Source organism: Corallococcus sp. bb12-1 (genome assembly GCF_026626765.1).
In the GTDB taxonomy this organism is placed as follows: Bacteria; Myxococcota; Myxococcia; order Myxococcales; family Myxococcaceae; genus Corallococcus; species Corallococcus terminator.
Map to the genome: position 1 here is coordinate 212,111 of NZ_JAPNJZ010000021.1, position 16,503 is coordinate 228,613.

The window sequence follows — 16,503 nt, forward strand, 5'->3', positions numbered from 1 at the left end:
ATGGGAGGGTCCTGGTGACTGCGGTCATCAGTGCTGGGACAGCAGTCATCCCCCTGCGCTTGAGGGAAAGGGCAGGGAGCGCGACCCCTTCGAAGTCAACGCGCGATTCCGTCGAGCGCGGCGATGCTCCTTGCCGGCAGCACGAGTGACGCCGCGGCCACGTTCTCGCGCAGGTGCGCGACCGACGATGTGCCCGGGATGAGCAGGATGTTCGGCGCGCGGTGCAGCAGCCACGCGAGCGCGACCTGCATTGGCGTCGCGCCCAGCTCGTTCGCGACTTCCGACAGCGTCGAGGACTGGAGCGGCGTGAAGCCGCCGAGCGGGAAGAACGGCACGTAGGCGATGCCCTGCTTCGCCAGCGCGTCGATGAGCGCGTCGTCTCCGCGATGCGCCAGGTTGTAGTGGTTCTGCACGCACACGATCTCGGTGAGCGCTTGCGCCTGTTCGACCTGACGCGCCGTCACGTTGCTGAGGCCGATGTGGCGAACGAGCCCCTCGCGCTTGAGCTCGATGAGGACGGCGAGCTCTTTGTCGAGCGGGCCTTCCGTCGGCGTCATGCTCATCATGCGCAAGTTCACGACGTCGAGCGCGTCGAGCCCGAGGTGGCGCAGGTTGTCCTGGAGGTCCGAGCGGATCTCGGCGGGCGATAGCGCCGGGAGCCACGACTTGTCCGCGCCACGCCGCCCACCCAGCTTCGACACGAGCACGACGTTCTTGGGATACGGATGCAGCGTGGCGCGAATGAGCTGGTTCGTGACGTGGGGCCCGTAGGCTTCGCTCGTGTCGAAGTGGTCGATGCCGATCGCGATCGCTTCGCGCAGCACCGCTGCAGCCGCTTCGGGATCACGCGGCGGTCCCCAGACGTGTGGGCCCGCGAGCTGCATGGCGCCGTAGCCCATGCGGTGCACCGTGAGTGATGTGCCGGGGAACGTGAACCGACCGCCGAGTTTGTCTGTGTTCGTCATGGGCTCGAATCTAACGATGGCCACACTTCACACCAGCAAATAGGATGCATGCCAATCATGAACGTTGTTCGTGCCAGGGATCTCGACCTCAACCTGCTGCGCGTGCTCGTCGCCGTCGCCGACACGGGATCGGTCACGAAGGCGGCCGCGGGGCTCTACCTCACGCAGTCCGCGGTGAGCGCGGCGCTTGCCCGGCTCAGCGAGTCGCTGGACACGCCGATGCTCGTGCGCCACGGCCGCGGCGTCATCTTGACGAGCCGGGCAGCACGCCTCGTGACCGAGGTCCGTCCGCTGCTCGAGGCGATGCTCCAGGCGGCGCTCGCACCGGCGCGCTTCGATCCGCGCACGAGCGAGCGGATCATCCGCCTCGGGCTCTCCGACTTCTCGGACGAGTGGCTGCTGCCGCCGCTGCTGCGCCGGCTCGGACGCGACGCGCCCAAGATGCGGCTCGTCTGCACGCCGGTCCAGTTCCGCACGGTGGTCGAGGCACTGGCGACCCGTCGCGTCGACCTCGCGGCCACGGTCATCGACAAGCTGCCGCAGACCATCCTGCGCACGCCGCTCATCCGCGGCCACTTCGTCTGCCTTTTCGACCCGCGCCACGTGCGCCTCGGTGCGCGACCCAGCAAGCGCACGTATCTCGCGCAGGAGCACGTCATCGTCTCCTACAACGGCGACCTTCGCGGCACGGTCGAGGACAGGTATGGCGTCGAGCGGCGCGTCCGCTGCTCGGTCGCGAGCTTCAGCGCAATCGGCGCCATCGTCGACGGCAGCCAGTTGGTGGCGACCTTGCCCGAAGTCTTCGCAGCGCAGCTCCTGCGGCAGCGGCCGCACCTTCGCAGCGCGCCCTTCCCCTTCGCGCACCGCGCCGGCGGCATGGACCTGCTCTGGCCCGCCGCGCTGGACGAGGACGACGCGTGCGCCTTCGTACGCGCCGCGATCCTCGATATCGCCAAGCAGGTACCCGCTCCTTCTTGACGCTCTCGCATGGGCGACCAGCTCAGTCCGTCGAGCTTCTGAAACAAGCGGCGTGGCAGGAGGACTGCATCCACGGCGGCGACGTCGGCGGGGGACAACGGCTTCGAGCGCGCGGCGAGGACGTCGGTCAGTGGGCCTCCCCCACGGAGAGCTGGGCGCACCGGCTCGGATTGTCTGGCGAACCCGGCTTCAGCCGATCAACGGAGCCGCGCGGAGCTCGCCGAGGAACCCTTGCGGCGTCACGCCCGTGATTGTGCGGAACTCGGCGATGAGATGCGCCTGGTCGTAGTAGCCAGCTTCGGCGGCGATGTTTGCCCAGTTAGCGTGATCATCCTTGCGCGCGGCGCGTAGCGCGCGATGGAAGCGTTCAAGCCTGGCGAACGCCTTTGGGCTCACGCCGACGGTTTCACGGAACACGCGACGGAGATGCCGCTCGCTCACACCGATGTCGACGGCGACGGCGTTCACATTGGCGCTCGTGAGCCTCTCGGCGGCGTCGAGGGCGAGTTGCGCGCGGGCACGGCGTCCGTCCGCGAGCGCGAGGCGTTCGGCGATCGCGCCCTCCAGGATTGCGGCCGCATCGGCCGTGTCGCGGGCGTCGCCGAGCCGATCGAAGAGCCGCCGGGTCGCCGCGTCGCCCCACAGATCCTCGAGCGCGACGATGCCTCCCGCGATTGCGGAGGCCGGCACGCCGAGCACCGCCTCATGCGAGCCCAGGTGAAGACGCGCCGTCACGGTCCGTTGCCCGCTGCGAATGAGCTTTCGATGCACCCTCTGCCTTCCGCCCAACGCATGTGCGTCCAGCCCCCTTCGCGCCAACGGCCCGAACCGAACGACGAGCTGGACCTCCGGACGCGGAATCAAGACGCCCGGCACGTCGCGGTCGCGCTCGTCCACGAACAGCGCCGCTACGGCGGACGCGGCCGATGCGCTCGGCGCAACGCGACTGGGGTGAACGGGGAGCGCGTGCATGAGATGACTTTGGCGTGCGCACGACGGTCGCGCAAGAACCGGTGGGCGTGTCCGTTTTTTCCAATCTTCGACGTGTCGCGGATCGCTACGGTCCGCACATGAAAATCCTTGTCACCGGAGCGACCGGAAAGGTCGGAAGTCGACTCACCAGGCGACTCGCCGAGCGCGGCCATCAAGTGCGCGCCCTCGTGCGCGATCCGACGCGCGCTGCCGCCCTGACCGAAGCGGGTGTCGAGCTTGCCCAGGGCGATCTGCTCGATGCGGCCTCGCTCGCGGCCACGGTGCGCGACGTCGACGCCGTGGTCCACTGCGCCGCGTTCTTTCGCGGCGCGACTCCAGAGCAAGCGCACGCGGTCAATGACCTCGGCACGCAGCACCTCGCGAGCGCCGCCCGTGCCGCGTCCGTGAAGCGCTTCATCTTCACGAGCACCGGCTTGGTCTACGGTTCGAATGGTGGCCGCCTCGCCCGCGAGGACGACCCCTGCGCGCCGACCGCGGCATACCCGGTGAGCAAGCTCGCCGCCGAGCGCTTCCTCCTCGCGCTCGAAGGTCTGGACGTGCGCGTGCTGCGCCTGCCGTTCGTGTACGGCGATGGCGATCCCCACATCGAGGAGGTGATACCGGTGATGCGCAGCTTCCCGCCGGCCCAACGCATGTCGATTGGCCACCACGCCGACGTCGCACAGGCCGTCGCTCGTTTGCTCGATGCGCCTTCGCCTGCGCATCGCATCTACAACGTCGTCGACGACGAGGCCCCTGAACTCGCCACGCTGTTCGCGTCGGTGGGCGCGCCGCAGCCTGACGGTTCGAACGCTGAGTTCGCGCGCACTTTTGACACGCTCCTCGACGGTCGCCGCATCCGCGAAGACCTCGGCTTCAAGCCCCAGTTCCCCCGCCTCGCGGACGCGCTCGCCGCAGGCGCATAGGCGAGACATGGCCCGCGGCACCTCGTCACGGTCGTTGTTTCTTGAGATCATCGGCGACCGAGAGGCGAGCAAAGCAACTGGACGTGCGTGTGGGGAGAGCGCGAAGCTCGTGGAATGCCCATTGACCGTCTCATGCGCATCCACAGCCCTGAGTCCCAAGCGAGCGGGAAGAGGGTTCTCAGCCCCGAGTTCACGGCGATGAGCGAGAGGGTGCTGCGGGTCACCGAGCTGACGTCACGCCTCAACGTCCTGCCTTTCGAGGACGAGGTGGGCAAGGCAAATCTGTTCGAGCAGATCCTGGGCCGCCCGCTCCCGGGGAGGGTCACGATCTATCCGCCCTTCTACACGGACCACGGCCTTCATCTGGACCTTTCCGAGCGTGTGTTCATCAATCAGGGCTGCACGTTCCTCGACTACGCCGGCATTCGGCTGGGCGAAGGTGTGATGGTCGGCCCGAAGGCCACGTTCATCACCGTCAGCCATCCGGTCGACCCGGGGGATCGGCGGCTGTACCTCACGGGCGCACCCATCGACGTGGCGGAGAACGTGTGGATCGGCGCGGGCGCGACGATCATGCCCGGGGTCCGTATCGGGCGCGACGCCGTGGTCGCGGCCGGGGCGGTCGTCGTCGACGACGTGCCCGCAGCGAGTCTGGTGACGGGCCCCAAGGCGACCGTGCGCCGACGGTGGTGATGCACGAGCGCGCTTCAGGCAATCGGACCAGGCCGTGAGCGACGGATGCTGTTGCCGGCGCTCCTCACGGCGCTGGTGGCTGAAGTGAATGAAATTCCCGGGTCCCCGTCATGAAGGACACAGTGCGAGGGGGGCGGCGAGAGCTGACACTCCGCTGGAGACCTCAATGAAAAGGAGAAGTCCCATGTTCGCGGTTCGCAGTGGCTCCGAGGCTGGTCGTGCGCGTGAAAGCCGTTCGTCCGCGAAGAGCAGGGGATGGGCAGTGCTCGCGCTGCTGCTCCTGCCGCTGACGGCGGCGGCGGGACCGGGCCCGAACTACCGGTGGGACGAGTCGCGCAACCGCCCCGGGCCCAACCGCTGCCACGAGGCCTCGCAGTGCGATGGCGCACGCACGTGCAGCCCCGCGGGCTGGTGTCAGGGCGAGGCGCGCCCCGCGCCGCCCCCTGGGCGTTCGGAGTGGACCCCTGGCCGGGGAGGGACGCGTCCCCAGCGCAGCACCTCCATCCGCAGCAAGCTCGCGGGGCTCGTCATCGACATCGAGGGTGGCAACCGCGCGCCCGGCGCGGGGCTCGTCGCCTTCCGGGCCAAGTCCAACCGCGAGGGCAATGACAACCAGATGTGGGAGCTGGTGCCCACGCAAGGCGGCTACCTCATCCGCAGCCGGCTCAACGGGCTCGTGCTCGACGTGGAGGGGGCCAACGCGGCCGCGGGAACCCGCGTGATCACCTGGGAGGCCCACGGTGGACTCAATCAAGTGTGGCAGCTCGTGCCCGGTCGCGTCCGCGGCACCTACTTCATCCAGAGCCGGCTCAACGGCCTTGTGCTGGATATCGAGGGCGGCAGGACGGATGGCTCGGGGCGGCTCATCACCTTCCCCATGCATCGCGACGGGCCGGCGGACAACCAGCTCTGGCGGCTGGACATCTGACCCAGGCGCCGCCCATGCCTGGGGCGTGAGCCGGGCGCGGCTGGAGCCCCTCGTGCGAAGTTGGAGCGACCGCGTGACGCGCGTGGAGTTCGCGCCCTACCGCTACCCCGGGGCGTCTTGACCGGCCCGGTGCACAGCGCTTCGCTGTCCAAGCCGATCGCCAGCTGGGTGACGATGCGTTTGGCCGAGCAGGAGCGCGTGCGGTTGGATGCGTCGGTGGTCGATGTGCTGTCGCCGTGGCCGCTGGCGCAGAACCAGTTCGACCCTCGCCTGATCACGATCCGCCACCTGCTGTCGCACACCGCGGGCACGACCTTGGGCGGGTATCAGGGCTGGCTCGATTTCAAGGCGCTGCCGAGCCTGGAGGAGTCGCTGGCCGGCAAGACGAATGGACGCGGCGCGGTGGAACTGTTCGCGCCGGTCGGTGTGAAATTCCAGTACGCCGGCGGCGGCTACACCCTGATGCAGCTGGCCATCGAGCGGACCACGCGGCGCAAGTATTCGGACCTGGCGCGCGAACTGGTGTTCCGGCCGCTGGGCATGAAACACAGCAGCGTCGCCATGATGCCGGAGGTGCTGGCTGGCGCAGCGCAGGGACACGACGACGATGGCAGGCCGGTGCCGGTGCGTTACTACGTCGAGCAGGCGCCTTCGACCCTGACCACCACCGTCCGCGACTTCGCCCGCTGGATGATTGCCAGCATGGCGAACACCGCCGGCGCGCATCCACTGACCCAGGCGCAACTGGCCCTGATGTACACACCCGCGGAACTGAGCACGCCGCGCGCGCCCGATGAGGCGGTCTACGGCCTGGGCCACTTCATCGAACGCCTCAGCGACGGCAGCACCGCCGTCGGTCACGACGGACGCAACCAGGCCGGCTTCCGCGCCAGGTTCTTGATGCGTCCGCAATCCGGTGACGGCATTGTCTTCTTCAGCAACTCTCGCAGCGGCCTGGCTTTGGACCGCATCGTCTGCCTGTGGGGCGCCGACGTGGCGAAGGTCGATCCGGTGACGGCCTGCAAGAAATAGCGTTGCGTTCTACCGGGTGCCCGAATGCGCGGCGCAGCTTGCGCGGACGGGCCCCAGCGCCATCCCGCAATGCGTTTCTCCGGCATCCTGGCCGCTCCGCAGCGGCTGCTGTGCGAGGCGGTTGAAGCTGACCCGTTTTCGCGGGGCAGCTTCAGTGCCCCTCTCCGTCTGATGCGCTCAGCGAGCGCGTACGGTGCAGGAGGTCTTGATGTAGTCCACATCATTATAGTAGGCGCATGAGAAATACACCTCCTGCTTGTCGGTCGCGGTGCAATCCTTGCTCCCGGTCTGGATGGTGAGGTCTGTTTCCAGATCTACGCAGTCGCAGCCCTTGCAGCTCGCCTTCTTCTCCAGACACAGATGGCTCGTCACAGCGGTGACGACGGTCGCGCAGTATTGAGTGGCGCGCTTGCAGCTGATGTCGCCACACTCAAGGGTCTCTGGGAACGAGTTGGTGTCCTCGTCCACATCGTCTTCTTTCGAGTCACCACAGCCCACCACCAGCATGGAGAGAAGCACCAGGTACCGCGTCGTCGCCTTCATGTCGTCATCCCAGGGAGTCATGGGGGCATGAGCGCCCCCTCCTGACGGGAAGAGACAAGCCGGGCGACACCGTTGCATGAAATCGACCGCTACCCTCCCGGCTAGAGATGCCGGAGGGGCATATCGAGGGCAGATGTGGAACCGAGGGAAGAAGAAAAGCCCAGCAACTCCTTGAGATTGCTGGGCTTCCCAAGATGGGCCGAGCTGACTCCGCGCTCGCGCACGCCCCGCTCACTTGCCTCGGCGCACTGGCCGACCCGGCCTTGACGCACCCATGCCGCAGCGGCCGATTCTTGGGTAGGCACAGCACATCGACCGACACGCGCAGCCCTTCATCGCTTCATTCCGAGGAGCACGGCCCGCTGTTTCTGGTATTTCATCTCCCGCACTGCGGCTCCCCACTCCGAACCACGAGTCTCCATGATGGCAAGCGATGCCGCCTGCTTCGCGGCAGTCACGCTGAGACTCTGGATGCCCGTCCTGACTCACGCCCTGGGTAACTTCATCTCGGCCTACAGAATCGTCGCCTGGCTCTGCTGGCTCCCCAACCTCGGCGTGGCATATTTCATGTCGCGCAGACAGCTCCAGGCGCGCGAACTCGTGCCTTCGTGACGAGACCTCGGTTCCGATGCTCCCTTTCTAGAGGAGGCTGACGAGTGCATGAGTACGATTTGATCGCGGACTGGTATGCATCCCAACGCGCAGGCCACATGGGCGTCCCGGAAGTGACAGCGCTCGCGGCCTCTCTTCCGGCCGGTGCCTCGGTGCTGGACGTCGGCTGCGGCACGGGACTGCCGCTAACGCGGGTGCTGCTGGGGCACGGTTGCCACGTGATGGGCGTGGATAGCTCCCGCGAGCTGCTGGCGCGGTTCCAAGCGAACTTCCCCCACGTGCCGGTGATCTGTGCGCCCATCCAGTCGTGTGACCTTCAGGAGCGGACGTTCGACGCCGCGATCGCGTGGGGAGTCCTGTTCCACCTGCGCCACGAAGAGCAGGAACAGGCGATCGCCAATATCGCGAGGGCATTGAAACCTGGCGCCGCGTTCCTCTTCACCTCAGGCGACGCCCACGGCTCCATCGACGGCGAGCCGATGAATGGCGTGCCGTTCCGCTATCACTCGTACAGCGTCGACGGGTATCGCGACCTGCTGCGCGCGCACGGGCTCACGCTGGAAGCGACGCACACGGACCCAGGCGAGAACGTCTACTTCCTGTCGCGTAAGACTGGATAAGGCGGTTTCTCGCCATCCGCGACACACTGGCCTGATTCACGCCTCGGGTCATCATGCGTCTGGTTGCTATAAAGAAATTCTTCAGGGTGGTCGAGCAGGATGACAGTCCCCGAATCGACCCGTGATTCCTGACTGAGCTCTGGTGGTTTCCGCTGAGAGCTCATGGGACGAGAGCGGGACGCAGTGAGCCGCTTCGTCGAGGACGAGCGACTGCCCAACGAAGGACTGCGCGAACTCGTTCCCGGCTTCGCTCTGACTTTACTTGATCAGATGCGCGACGGCCCGAGGGGAGGCGCGCGGTCGTGGAGGAAATCGTACTAGGAGCGTGTCGGGGTAATCGGAAGAACCTATTTGAAAGGTAGGCAGAGGCGTGGTGCTCTTTGCCTACCCATGAGCAAGACCTTCCGCCCCTACGCGCCGGAGCAGTCGGAGTTGCTGCCGCCCTCGCCCCGAGAGTGGCTGCCAGCCGGGCACGTGGCGTACTTCATCCTGGACACGGTGGCGGAGCTGGACTTGAGGCCGCTGCTGGAGCGCTACGAGCGGGAGCTGCGGGGCTATCCGCCGCACCACCCGCGGATGATGGTGGGGCTGCTGCTGTACGGGTACTGCGTGGGGGTGGCCTCCTCGCGCAAGATTGAGAAGAAGACGTACGAGGACATCGCCTTCCGAGTCATCGCCGCGGGTCAGCACCCGGACCACAGCACGGTGAGTGAGTTCCGGCGCCAGCACCTGGACGTGCTGGCGGGGCTCTTCGTGCAGGTGCTGGCGCTCTGTCAGAAGGCGGGGCTGGTGCAGTTGGGGCACGTGGCGCTGGACGGCACCAAGCTGAAAGCCAACGCCAGCAAACATAAGGCGATGAGCTACGAGCGGATGCAGCAACGCGAGAAGGAGCTGGCCGAGAAGGTCGCGGCGCTGCTCAAGGCGGCCGAGGCGGCGGACGCGGCCGAGGATAAGCTCTACGGCAAGAAGAAGCGCGGAGACGAGCTCCCCGAGGAGCTCAAGCGAGCCGAGACGCGGCTGGCGCGCATCCGCGCCGCCAAGGCGGAGCTGGAGGCCGAGGCGAAGGCAGCCAGGGCGGCGCGGCAGGCCGAGAAGCAGCAGGCCGAGAAGCAGCAGGACGGAGACGACGAGCCGCCGAGTGGCCCGACACCGCTACCGGGCCACCAGGTGCAGAGCGAAGCAGACGGCACGCCCAAACCCAAGGCGCAGCGCAACTTCACCGACCCGGAGAGCCGAATCCAGAAGACGCAGCATGGCTTCATCCAGGGTTTCAACGCGCAGGCCGCCGTGGACGAGGCGCACCAAATCATCGTGGCCCAGGCACTCACCAACCAGCCGCCGGACGTTGAGCACTTCTTGCCGCTGCTGGAGCAGGTGGTGGAGAACTGCGGCCAGGTGCCCCAGGTGACGACGGCGGACGCGGGCTATTTCTCCGAGGAGAACCTCACGCGCGCGGCAAGCATGGGCATCACCGCGTACGTGGCCGTCGGGCGGCAAAAGCACGGAGTGCAGCCGCCCGCGGTGCGAGGACGAATGCCGCGCGAGCTGAGCGTCAAGGATTGGATGGCGCGTCGACTGAGGACGAAGGCAGGACGACAGGCGTACGCCCGACGCAAAGCGGTGGCGGAACCGCCCTTCGGCCAAATCAAACAGGCGCGAGGCTTCCGCCAACTGCTGCTGCGTGGGCTCAAGAAGGCGCGCGGCGAGTGGGCGCTTATCTGCCTCACCCACAACCTGCTGAAACTCCATAGGGCACAGGCCACCGTGTAGTGGCGGTGCCGCCGGCCCCAGACGGGCGAGGCGGCACCGATGCAGCAAGGAGCCTGTTACCCAGCTCCTTGCCCGTTACCCCAACACACTCCTAGCCGAGCGCGTCGGTCGCCGCCATTCCTTGAGCGGCCGCGAAGCCCTGATCGATCAAGGCGAAGAACACAGCGTTCGCCTTCTTCGCGGAGCCTCCTCGTTCGAACACGTGGACGGCTTCTTGGCGTGCCGTGCGCACCGTCAGCACGATCATGCCGGCCGCGAGCCGCGCGAGGCCATCCGGCTTCGGACCGGCGAGCTCGATCGCGAGCCCTTCTGTCGCCTCGTCGTTGAGTTCACGGAGCCGCGCCTCGAGCGACGGGCTCGCCGCGACGAAGCGCCAGAAGTCAGCCGTATGGCGGTCGAAGCGGGCGAACGGATGCTTCTGCTCTCGCAACTTGCCCATGAGAGCGCGGAGTTCGGCGATCGGAGATTGCCCTTGCGGCCTCGCGCGAATCGCCTCGCGAAAGAAGAGCAGCTTCAAGTCATCTTGGCGATCGAGCATGAGGTCCTCCTTGCGCGCGAAGTAGTTGAAGACCGTCATCTTGGAGACGTTCGCAGCGGCCGCGATCTCATCGAGCGTCACCGCATCGAATCCCCGCGCGAAGAAAAGCTCCGTCGCCACATCGGAGATCCGCTGCCTGGTCTCGCGCTTCTTGCTCTCGCGTCGCTCACCCATGCGCCGGATTTTAGCGAAGCGCCGCCGGCATAGGCCATGGATTTTTGTACGCGGTCAACGAATCTCGTGCAAAAACATTTACCGAGTATAATGTTCTGACGGCGAGGGCCGTCAGAATGCGGCCCTCAAATGGAGAAGTCATGAGCGCGAATGGAAAGAAGGTCCTCATCTCCGGCGCGAGCTTCGCCGGGCTCTCGACCGCTTTTTGGATGAGCCGCCTCGGCTACGAGGTCACCGTCGTGGAGGTCGCGCGCGGGCTCCGGACGGGCGGCACGGCCGTCGACATCAAAGGCAACACCGTCGACATCGTCCGGCGCATGGGCCTCTTCGATCAGATCCGGTCGAACCGATTGAGCCTGCAGCGGTGGGAAATGAAGAACGAGCGCGATGTCACGGAGCGCTCGTTGGTGCTGAGAGGTGAAGGCGAAGCACCTTCGGACGAGGAGTTCGAGATCGAACGAACCGTTCTGCTGAACATGCTGTTCGACGCCGTGAAGGACCACATTGAAGTCGTCTTCGACGACAGCATTACCGCGCTGAGCGAGACGAAAGACAGCATCGAGGCCACGTTCGCCAAGGGCGTACGACGCACGTTCGACCTGGTGTTCGGCTGCGACGGTGTTCACTCCGCCGTGCGGAGGCTCTGGTTCGGCGACGAAGCCCAGTACCTCTATTTTCTCGGGCAGTACTTCTCGATCACGATCGTGGACAAGCTGCTCATCGAGCGGAACACCGCGCAGATGTTCAACGTGCCGGGCAAGACCGTGATGCTCAACGCTTACAAGAACAACACGGACATCATTTTCGCGTTCGCTTCCGACAAGGAGATCCCGTACGACCGTCGTGATGAGGAGGAGCAACGACGGATTATCGCGGACCAGTTCGTCGGGGTGGGCTGGAGGACGGAGGAGTTGCTCGAAGAATTGCGGAACTCGAAGAGCTTCTACTTCGACAAACTGTGCCAGGTACGAATGCCTTCCTGGACGAAAGGCCGGGTCGCATTGGTGGGCGATGCGGGGTACTGCCCTTCACCCGCTGCCGGCATGGGAGGCTCGTTGGCCATTGATGGAGCGGCCGCACTGGCGGATGCGATGCGAGAGCACGACCGCAACTTCGAACTCGCGTTTCAAGCTTACAACGAGCGTTTCCGCCCGTTCATCGAGCAGGTCCAAGCGGAGGCCGTGAGGACCGGGCTCGAGTCCCTCGTTCCGAGGACCGAAGAGGCCATCCGTGCGAGGAACGCGCAGACCCACTTCTCCTTCTGAGGTCTCGCATGCGAGGTCGACGTGAAGGCCAACGCCCCCGCTCTCGTGACTCGGCGCCGCAGCATCGAATACCGGGAACCCGAAGGTCCGAGGTTGGCGTCTTTGAATTTCTCGCGCTGGCCGCCACGCGTTGAGGACCCATGAGATGAAGTGCTCCGCAATCGTACAGCTTTGCCGAGAGGCAAATCTGAACCTCCCGAGGGTGAGGTGTCCACAGAAGGCATGTGTCGATGCCCGCCGATCGTTGGAGTGCACCTTGAGCATCCCCGGGTCTTGTGGCTCTCCTGCACTTTGTGTGGTGCCCATCGGAAGAATGGGCAGACACGACAACCCGCCAATCGGGCCATGCACGCAGGAAATCCCGGATTCGGGCCCTCCCTTCACTGGCTGGGGCATCGGCACTCCCTCGGAGGGGAAGCGGCAGAGCAACCATCTCCGTGGTCCTCTATCCACGACGCGCTCCACACAAAGTGCGGGAGAGCCACGGGACCCGGGCAAGCTCACAGGTTCACCGAGGCGCTGAGGGGCCGCATCCTGCAACAGACGGCTGCCGAGCTGCTGGGCGCAGTCCGCTGAGGCAAGCGAAACGCGTTACGTCGTACGCGGCGGCCCGAACCATCGGGTCAGGGCCTCACGCAGACCCTGGTCCGTGCCCTCTCCGACCCACGCGACGTGTCCGTCCGGTCGAATCAGGACCGCAACGGGCGCCGTAACGGCGCCGAGCACCGGGAGCTCCCACTCCCCCGTGTAGCGAGCAGCGACCCTCCGAACCCGGTCCGCCCAGGGCGTGACGTCGAGAGTGTCAGGCTCGCCCAGGTTGAGCAGCACCGGCCGCGCGTCGTGCAACAGATGGAACACGCGCCGGGGGCCGTCGGCGGTGACCAGGTCGAGGTCCGGCATGCGGCGCCCGAGCAGCGGGTGTCCGCTTCCCAGGTCGTAGTGGACGTCCAGCCCCGACATCATCGCCGCGTACTGCTTGCGTGGCCCGTCCATCCGCAGCAACTCAGCCAGCGTCTCGCGCACGGCGTCCATCCGCGCGTCACCGCGGCTCAGCGCGGTCTGCGCCATGGTTTTCCGCAGCGCACGGGCCGCGACGGGGTGCCGCTCGGCCTGGTAGGTGTCGAGCAGGTTCTCCGGCGAGACGCCGCGCGCGACCTGGGCCAGCTTCCACCCCAGGTTCACGGCATCCTGCACGCCAAGGTTGAGCCCCTGTCCGCCCATCGGTGAGTGCACGTGGGCCGCGTCGCCGGCCAGGAGCACCCGCAGGTTGCGGTAGGACGCCGCCTGCCGTGTCATGTCGGTGAACCTGGAGAGGGACGTGGCGCCGCGCAGGCCGTAGTCCGTCCCGTAGAGCGCGACGAGCCCCTCGCGCAGGCCCTCGAGGGGCGGCGCGTCGCCCGTGCCGACCTTCTCCTCTCTGAGCACGACGCCCACGCGTCCGTCCTCCAGCTTGCCCATGGCGTAGGTGCCCTTCTCGTCCCGGCGGATGCCGAACGCCGGCGCTTCGGTCATCTCGACCTCGGCGATGAGGTAGCTGATGGACGCGTCCCACCCCGGGAACTCGATGCCTGCCGCCTTGCGGACGAGGCTGCGACCCCCGTCGCACCCGACGAGGTACTTCGCCCGCAGCGCACGGCCGTCGGACAGCTCGACGTCGACGCCGGTGTCGTCCTGCGCGAAGCCCGTCACCTCGCACCCACGGTAGAGGGGCACCGCCAGCTCACCCACCCACTCCGCCAGGATGCGCTCGAAGCGCTCCTGCAAGAGCGCGAGCCCATGGTTGTGACGCGTCGGGAAGTCGCTGAGGTCCAGAGGCGCCTGCCCGAACGCGACGTTCTGGACCGCTTGCCCTTGCGAGGTGAAGCGCTCGACGACCCCGCGCTGGTCGAGCACCTCCAGGCTGCGCGCGTGCAGGCCGCGCGAGCGCGAGCCGGCGACCTCCTGACTGGCGCGCCGCTCGACGATGGCCACGTCCACCTGCGCCAACGCCAGCTCCGCCGCCAGCATCAGCCCGGTCGGGCCTCCTCCAGCAATCACCACCGCGTGCTGTGTCACCACGTCCGTGTGCATCACTCGGACCTCCCATTCCTGGATCGAAACGGGTGAGGGTGGAGCACGGCCGGGGGGGCTTGCGGCAACACCCGGGGTCTGGCATTTGCTGGCAGTGGAGAGAGCGCAGAGGGCTGCCGTGGCTCCTCCAGCGGCCCGTCGCGGACCCGGAAAGCGTGCACGCCTGACCCCGCGCGTGGCGAGGCCAGGTGCTCGCCTCCGTTACCTCTCCGAAGCCTCGGAAGTTCTCGCGGGTGGCGGACAGCAGGAACCCGAACCTCTTGGGTAGGCACAAGGCACAACCGGGCAAGCCCACTCAGACAGGTCTCCGGAAGCTCGTACAGAGTCGGGCCCGACCCAAGCCATCCCTCGTGCTTCCCGGTGGCACGCCCCACACCGCTCCCCACCCTCGAACGCGAACAGGAGGTGAGGAGGAAATGCCGTTTCGCACGTTATTGCGTGCGGAAATGCAGAGACGCTTTCCGGAGCCCCACGTCCCTCCTGGGCGCGGAGGCCTCAACCTCAACCCACAGCACAAGGGGATAACACCATGAAGCGAGCGGCCATCTTTGTTTCGGCGGTGATGATGTCGGTAGGGTTTGCCAGCACGGCCCTGGCGGCCCCCATCACCGTGAATGGCTACGTCTGCGCGGCGACGTACACCCGGCAATCCAACGCCTTCTACGGCCAGGGCTACGTGGTCGTGCAGGTGAACACCGGGGCGAACTGCACAGGGAGCTTCGTCGGCAATTACTACTACCTGGGCTCGGGCGCCTCGTCCGCTGGCTACCAGTACAGCGAGGCCGAGCGCCTGGGCCTGTTCGAGCGCGCCACCCAGGCCGCCACCCAGGGCACGCGCGTCGGCCTGTACGTGGAAGGCGCGGGCGTCGGCATCCTCGACACCACCTACCGCGGCAACTGACGGCGGACGGGCTGTCGCGCTCCTCCGACGAGTAGCAGCGCCGGGGGAGCGTGGGTGTGCCCATGTGTTGCTGAGCACGGTGATTGAGGAATACCGGCCTCGTTTCGGACCGGCAGGATGATGCGACGTGGTCGTGGGAGGGCGCGTCAGCCCACTGTGTCTGGAAATTTGTCGCCTCGGAGTACGCGCCGAGTTGACGATGCCCTCCGCGCGCCTCGCTCACTCGCCTTGACGCACTGTCGATGGTGGCCTTGACTCGTTCACGACGCAGCGACCGGGTTTTGGGTAGGCACAGGAGCGGGTTTGGCGCCTGATCGAGGACAGACCGTGGAATTCCGACACCTCTCCGCACCCGCCTGGTCGGCGTTCAAATCCTGGCTGCTCAAGTTGCACGGCGTTCCCATCTCCCACCTCCGGCTCCTGACCGGCGGCTGTCCGGCGGAGGAGCTGCCCGCGCTCGTGAAGGAACTCAAGCGCGTGCGGGCCGACTTCAAGAAGCGCCCCAACGAGGTCTCGGCCCCTGCGGACGAGCGCCTCCGGACGGACTACGCGGCGCTCGGTGTGCCCTGGTCCGCGTGGAGCGAGGTGGCGCGCGAGGTCCAGCGCGACCTGAAGCGCAAACGGTACGCGCGCTGGACGGGGGCGGATGCGCTCGAGTTCCCCGAGGGGCCTTCCGCCGCGGACCTGGTCACCGTCTTGTTGTTCGGAGGCGTGGAGCAGGCACGGCCCCATCTGCTGCGCCGCGCGTCGCTCGCCGCAGGCTCGCTCGAGGCGTTGTGGTGCCGCTGGCTGGCGGGTGAGCCGCTCGAACCCGAGACGCTGCGCTCGTTCGCGGGTGCGCCGGAGCAACTCGCCGAGCCCCTTTACACTCCAGGCCTCGAGGAGGTGTTGCCGCTGTTCTTCGTCGAGCCCGATTCCGCACGCGCCGAGCGGGCGCTGGAGGTCGCCTCGGCCCGGATGGGCTCGTCCCGGTCGCAACCGTTGATGGACTTCCTGCGCTCCCTGCTCGGCCTGTGGCGTCAGGACACTTCGGTGGAGGAGGTGAGGGCGCGCTTCGATACGAGTGTCGCGACCGTCTCGCCCTCCGAGGTCGCCCATCTGAGCGCGCTCGCCTATCTGTATGGCCGATACATCGAGGCACTCCCCCCGCACGCGCTGCTGGAACGGGTGGGCTCGCGTCTCGAGCGCATCGCCGTGCCTGCCCGGGTTGCCGATGTCCAGCCCGTCATGGAGGCCCTCGCCGCGCTCGAGGCGTTGACGGCCATGGGCCTGGGCCTCCGCGTGGAGCAGCAGTCCGGGAATGTCCTCCTCTCCGCACAGGAGCCGGAGACCGGGGGAGGGGACGAGTTCCTGTAGCGCTGCCGTATGCGATGCGCGTCATCCGGACGGACCCGACCCCAACCCTTCCCGCCTCTGGCGTAACGCGCGCCATGACGGATGCGGCAGGTCCAACGGGTGGACTGTCGAATTGATGAGGTCGGGGCACCCGGTTCGGCCCGGCGCTGCTTCCGGCACG

The 16,503-nt window shown here is 67.0% G+C and carries 15 protein-coding genes and 1 pseudogene; 11 read left to right on the forward strand and 5 right to left on the reverse strand.

Annotation, left to right across the window (positions count from 1 at the left end; all coding sequences use genetic code 11):
- Nucleotides 1-95: 95 nt before the first annotated feature.
- On the reverse strand, nucleotides 96-965 hold the full coding sequence (locus tag OV208_RS26870) for an aldo/keto reductase family oxidoreductase (protein ID WP_267576760.1): 870 nt from the start codon (nucleotides 963-965) through the stop codon (nucleotides 96-98).
- Nucleotides 966-1,022: 57 nt separating this feature from the next.
- On the opposite strand from OV208_RS26870, the gene OV208_RS26875 reads away from it, so the two are divergent.
- Nucleotides 1,023-1,943: a LysR family transcriptional regulator gene (locus OV208_RS26875; protein WP_267576761.1), complete on the forward strand. Its 921-nt coding sequence runs from the start codon at nucleotides 1,023-1,025 to the stop codon at nucleotides 1,941-1,943.
- A 189-nt stretch (nucleotides 1,944-2,132) separates the two neighbouring features.
- Here OV208_RS26875 and OV208_RS26880 read toward each other — a convergent pair whose 3' ends face one another.
- Nucleotides 2,133-2,915, reverse strand: a complete 783-nt coding sequence (locus tag OV208_RS26880; protein WP_267576762.1) for a helix-turn-helix domain-containing protein — start codon at nucleotides 2,913-2,915, stop codon at nucleotides 2,133-2,135.
- Nucleotides 2,916-2,929: 14 nt separating this feature from the next.
- Between OV208_RS26880 and OV208_RS26885 the strand changes: the two genes are divergently transcribed.
- The 4 genes from OV208_RS26885 (at nucleotide 2,930) to OV208_RS26900 (ending at nucleotide 6,494) form a co-directional block, all read left to right on the forward strand.
- The gene (locus tag OV208_RS26885; protein WP_267576763.1) at nucleotides 2,930-3,841 is read left to right on the forward strand and encodes an NAD-dependent epimerase/dehydratase family protein; all 912 of its coding nucleotides are present in this window, start codon (nucleotides 2,930-2,932) and stop codon (nucleotides 3,839-3,841) included.
- A 198-nt stretch (nucleotides 3,842-4,039) separates the two neighbouring features.
- Complete coding sequence (locus OV208_RS26890; RefSeq protein ID WP_267576764.1) at nucleotides 4,040-4,534, forward strand: DapH/DapD/GlmU-related protein; 495 nt, start codon at nucleotides 4,040-4,042, stop codon at nucleotides 4,532-4,534.
- Nucleotides 4,535-4,718: 184 nt separating this feature from the next.
- Nucleotides 4,719-5,462: an RICIN domain-containing protein gene (locus OV208_RS26895; protein WP_267576765.1), complete on the forward strand. Its 744-nt coding sequence runs from the start codon at nucleotides 4,719-4,721 to the stop codon at nucleotides 5,460-5,462.
- 129 nt (nucleotides 5,463-5,591) lie between these two features.
- Nucleotides 5,592-6,494 carry a serine hydrolase domain-containing protein gene (locus OV208_RS26900; RefSeq protein ID WP_267576766.1) on the forward strand — a complete coding sequence of 301 codons (903 nt, stop codon included), beginning with the start codon at nucleotides 5,592-5,594 and terminating at the stop codon, nucleotides 6,492-6,494.
- A 177-nt stretch (nucleotides 6,495-6,671) separates the two neighbouring features.
- Here the strand turns inward: OV208_RS26900 and OV208_RS26905 are convergent, their stop codons facing one another.
- Nucleotides 6,672-7,037 (reverse strand): hypothetical protein, encoded by a 366-nt coding sequence (locus OV208_RS26905; RefSeq protein ID WP_267576767.1) that lies wholly within the window; start codon nucleotides 7,035-7,037, stop codon nucleotides 6,672-6,674.
- Between the two features lie 315 nt (nucleotides 7,038-7,352).
- Here OV208_RS26905 and OV208_RS26910 point away from each other — a divergent pair.
- The 3 genes and pseudogenes from OV208_RS26910 to OV208_RS26920 all read left to right on the forward strand — a co-directional run.
- Nucleotides 7,353-7,649 (forward strand): annotated as a pseudogene (locus tag OV208_RS26910) (DUF2306 domain-containing protein); the annotation flags it as partial.
- A gap of 44 nt (nucleotides 7,650-7,693) precedes the next feature.
- Entirely contained in the window at nucleotides 7,694-8,269 is a 576-nt protein-coding gene (locus tag OV208_RS26915) for a class I SAM-dependent DNA methyltransferase (protein WP_267576768.1), read from the forward strand.
- 390 nt (nucleotides 8,270-8,659) lie between these two features.
- Entirely contained in the window at nucleotides 8,660-10,039 is a 1,380-nt protein-coding gene (locus tag OV208_RS26920; protein ID WP_267572142.1) for an IS1182 family transposase, read from the forward strand.
- A gap of 91 nt (nucleotides 10,040-10,130) precedes the next feature.
- Here the strand turns inward: OV208_RS26920 and OV208_RS26925 are convergent, their stop codons facing one another.
- A complete protein-coding gene (locus OV208_RS26925; protein ID WP_267576769.1) occupies nucleotides 10,131-10,751 on the reverse strand; it encodes a TetR/AcrR family transcriptional regulator in 621 nt (206 codons plus the stop codon).
- 140 nt (nucleotides 10,752-10,891) lie between these two features.
- Between OV208_RS26925 and OV208_RS26930 the strand changes: the two genes are divergently transcribed.
- Nucleotides 10,892-12,016: an FAD-dependent monooxygenase gene (locus OV208_RS26930; protein WP_267576770.1), complete on the forward strand. Its 1,125-nt coding sequence runs from the start codon at nucleotides 10,892-10,894 to the stop codon at nucleotides 12,014-12,016.
- A 591-nt stretch (nucleotides 12,017-12,607) separates the two neighbouring features.
- On the opposite strand, the gene OV208_RS26935 is transcribed toward OV208_RS26930, so the two are convergent.
- On the reverse strand, nucleotides 12,608-14,086 hold the full coding sequence (locus tag OV208_RS26935; RefSeq protein ID WP_267576818.1) for an FAD-dependent monooxygenase: 1,479 nt from the start codon (nucleotides 14,084-14,086) through the stop codon (nucleotides 12,608-12,610).
- 529 nt (nucleotides 14,087-14,615) lie between these two features.
- Between OV208_RS26935 and OV208_RS26940 the strand changes: the two genes are divergently transcribed.
- Nucleotides 14,616-14,987, forward strand: a complete 372-nt coding sequence (locus tag OV208_RS26940; protein WP_267576771.1) for a hypothetical protein — start codon at nucleotides 14,616-14,618, stop codon at nucleotides 14,985-14,987.
- Between the two features lie 327 nt (nucleotides 14,988-15,314).
- Complete coding sequence (locus OV208_RS26945; RefSeq protein ID WP_267576772.1) at nucleotides 15,315-16,343, forward strand: hypothetical protein; 1,029 nt, start codon at nucleotides 15,315-15,317, stop codon at nucleotides 16,341-16,343.
- Nucleotides 16,344-16,503: the final 160 nt, after the last annotated feature.

What these genes read in the sequence shown, in the direction of transcription:
- OV208_RS26935 (WP_267576818.1), bottom strand. Translation starts at nt 14,086, where the DNA reads ATGCACACGGACGTGGTGACACAGCACGCGGTGGTGATTGCTGGAGGA.
- OV208_RS26880 (WP_267576762.1), bottom strand. Translation starts at nt 2,915, where the DNA reads ATGCACGCGCTCCCCGTTCACCCCAGTCGCGTTGCGCCGAGCGCATCG.
- OV208_RS26870 (WP_267576760.1), bottom strand. Translation starts at nt 965, where the DNA reads ATGACGAACACAGACAAACTCGGCGGTCGGTTCACGTTCCCCGGCACA.
- OV208_RS26940 (WP_267576771.1), top strand. Translation starts at nt 14,616, where the DNA reads ATGAAGCGAGCGGCCATCTTTGTTTCGGCGGTGATGATGTCGGTAGGG.
- OV208_RS26895 (WP_267576765.1), top strand. Translation starts at nt 4,719, where the DNA reads ATGTTCGCGGTTCGCAGTGGCTCCGAGGCTGGTCGTGCGCGTGAAAGC.
- OV208_RS26875 (WP_267576761.1), top strand. Translation starts at nt 1,023, where the DNA reads ATGAACGTTGTTCGTGCCAGGGATCTCGACCTCAACCTGCTGCGCGTG.
- OV208_RS26930 (WP_267576770.1), top strand. Translation starts at nt 10,892, where the DNA reads ATGAGCGCGAATGGAAAGAAGGTCCTCATCTCCGGCGCGAGCTTCGCC.
- OV208_RS26905 (WP_267576767.1), bottom strand. Translation starts at nt 7,037, where the DNA reads ATGAAGGCGACGACGCGGTACCTGGTGCTTCTCTCCATGCTGGTGGTG.
- OV208_RS26925 (WP_267576769.1), bottom strand. Translation starts at nt 10,751, where the DNA reads ATGGGTGAGCGACGCGAGAGCAAGAAGCGCGAGACCAGGCAGCGGATC.
- OV208_RS26890 (WP_267576764.1), top strand. Translation starts at nt 4,040, where the DNA reads ATGAGCGAGAGGGTGCTGCGGGTCACCGAGCTGACGTCACGCCTCAAC.
- OV208_RS26920 (WP_267572142.1), top strand. Translation starts at nt 8,660, where the DNA reads ATGAGCAAGACCTTCCGCCCCTACGCGCCGGAGCAGTCGGAGTTGCTG.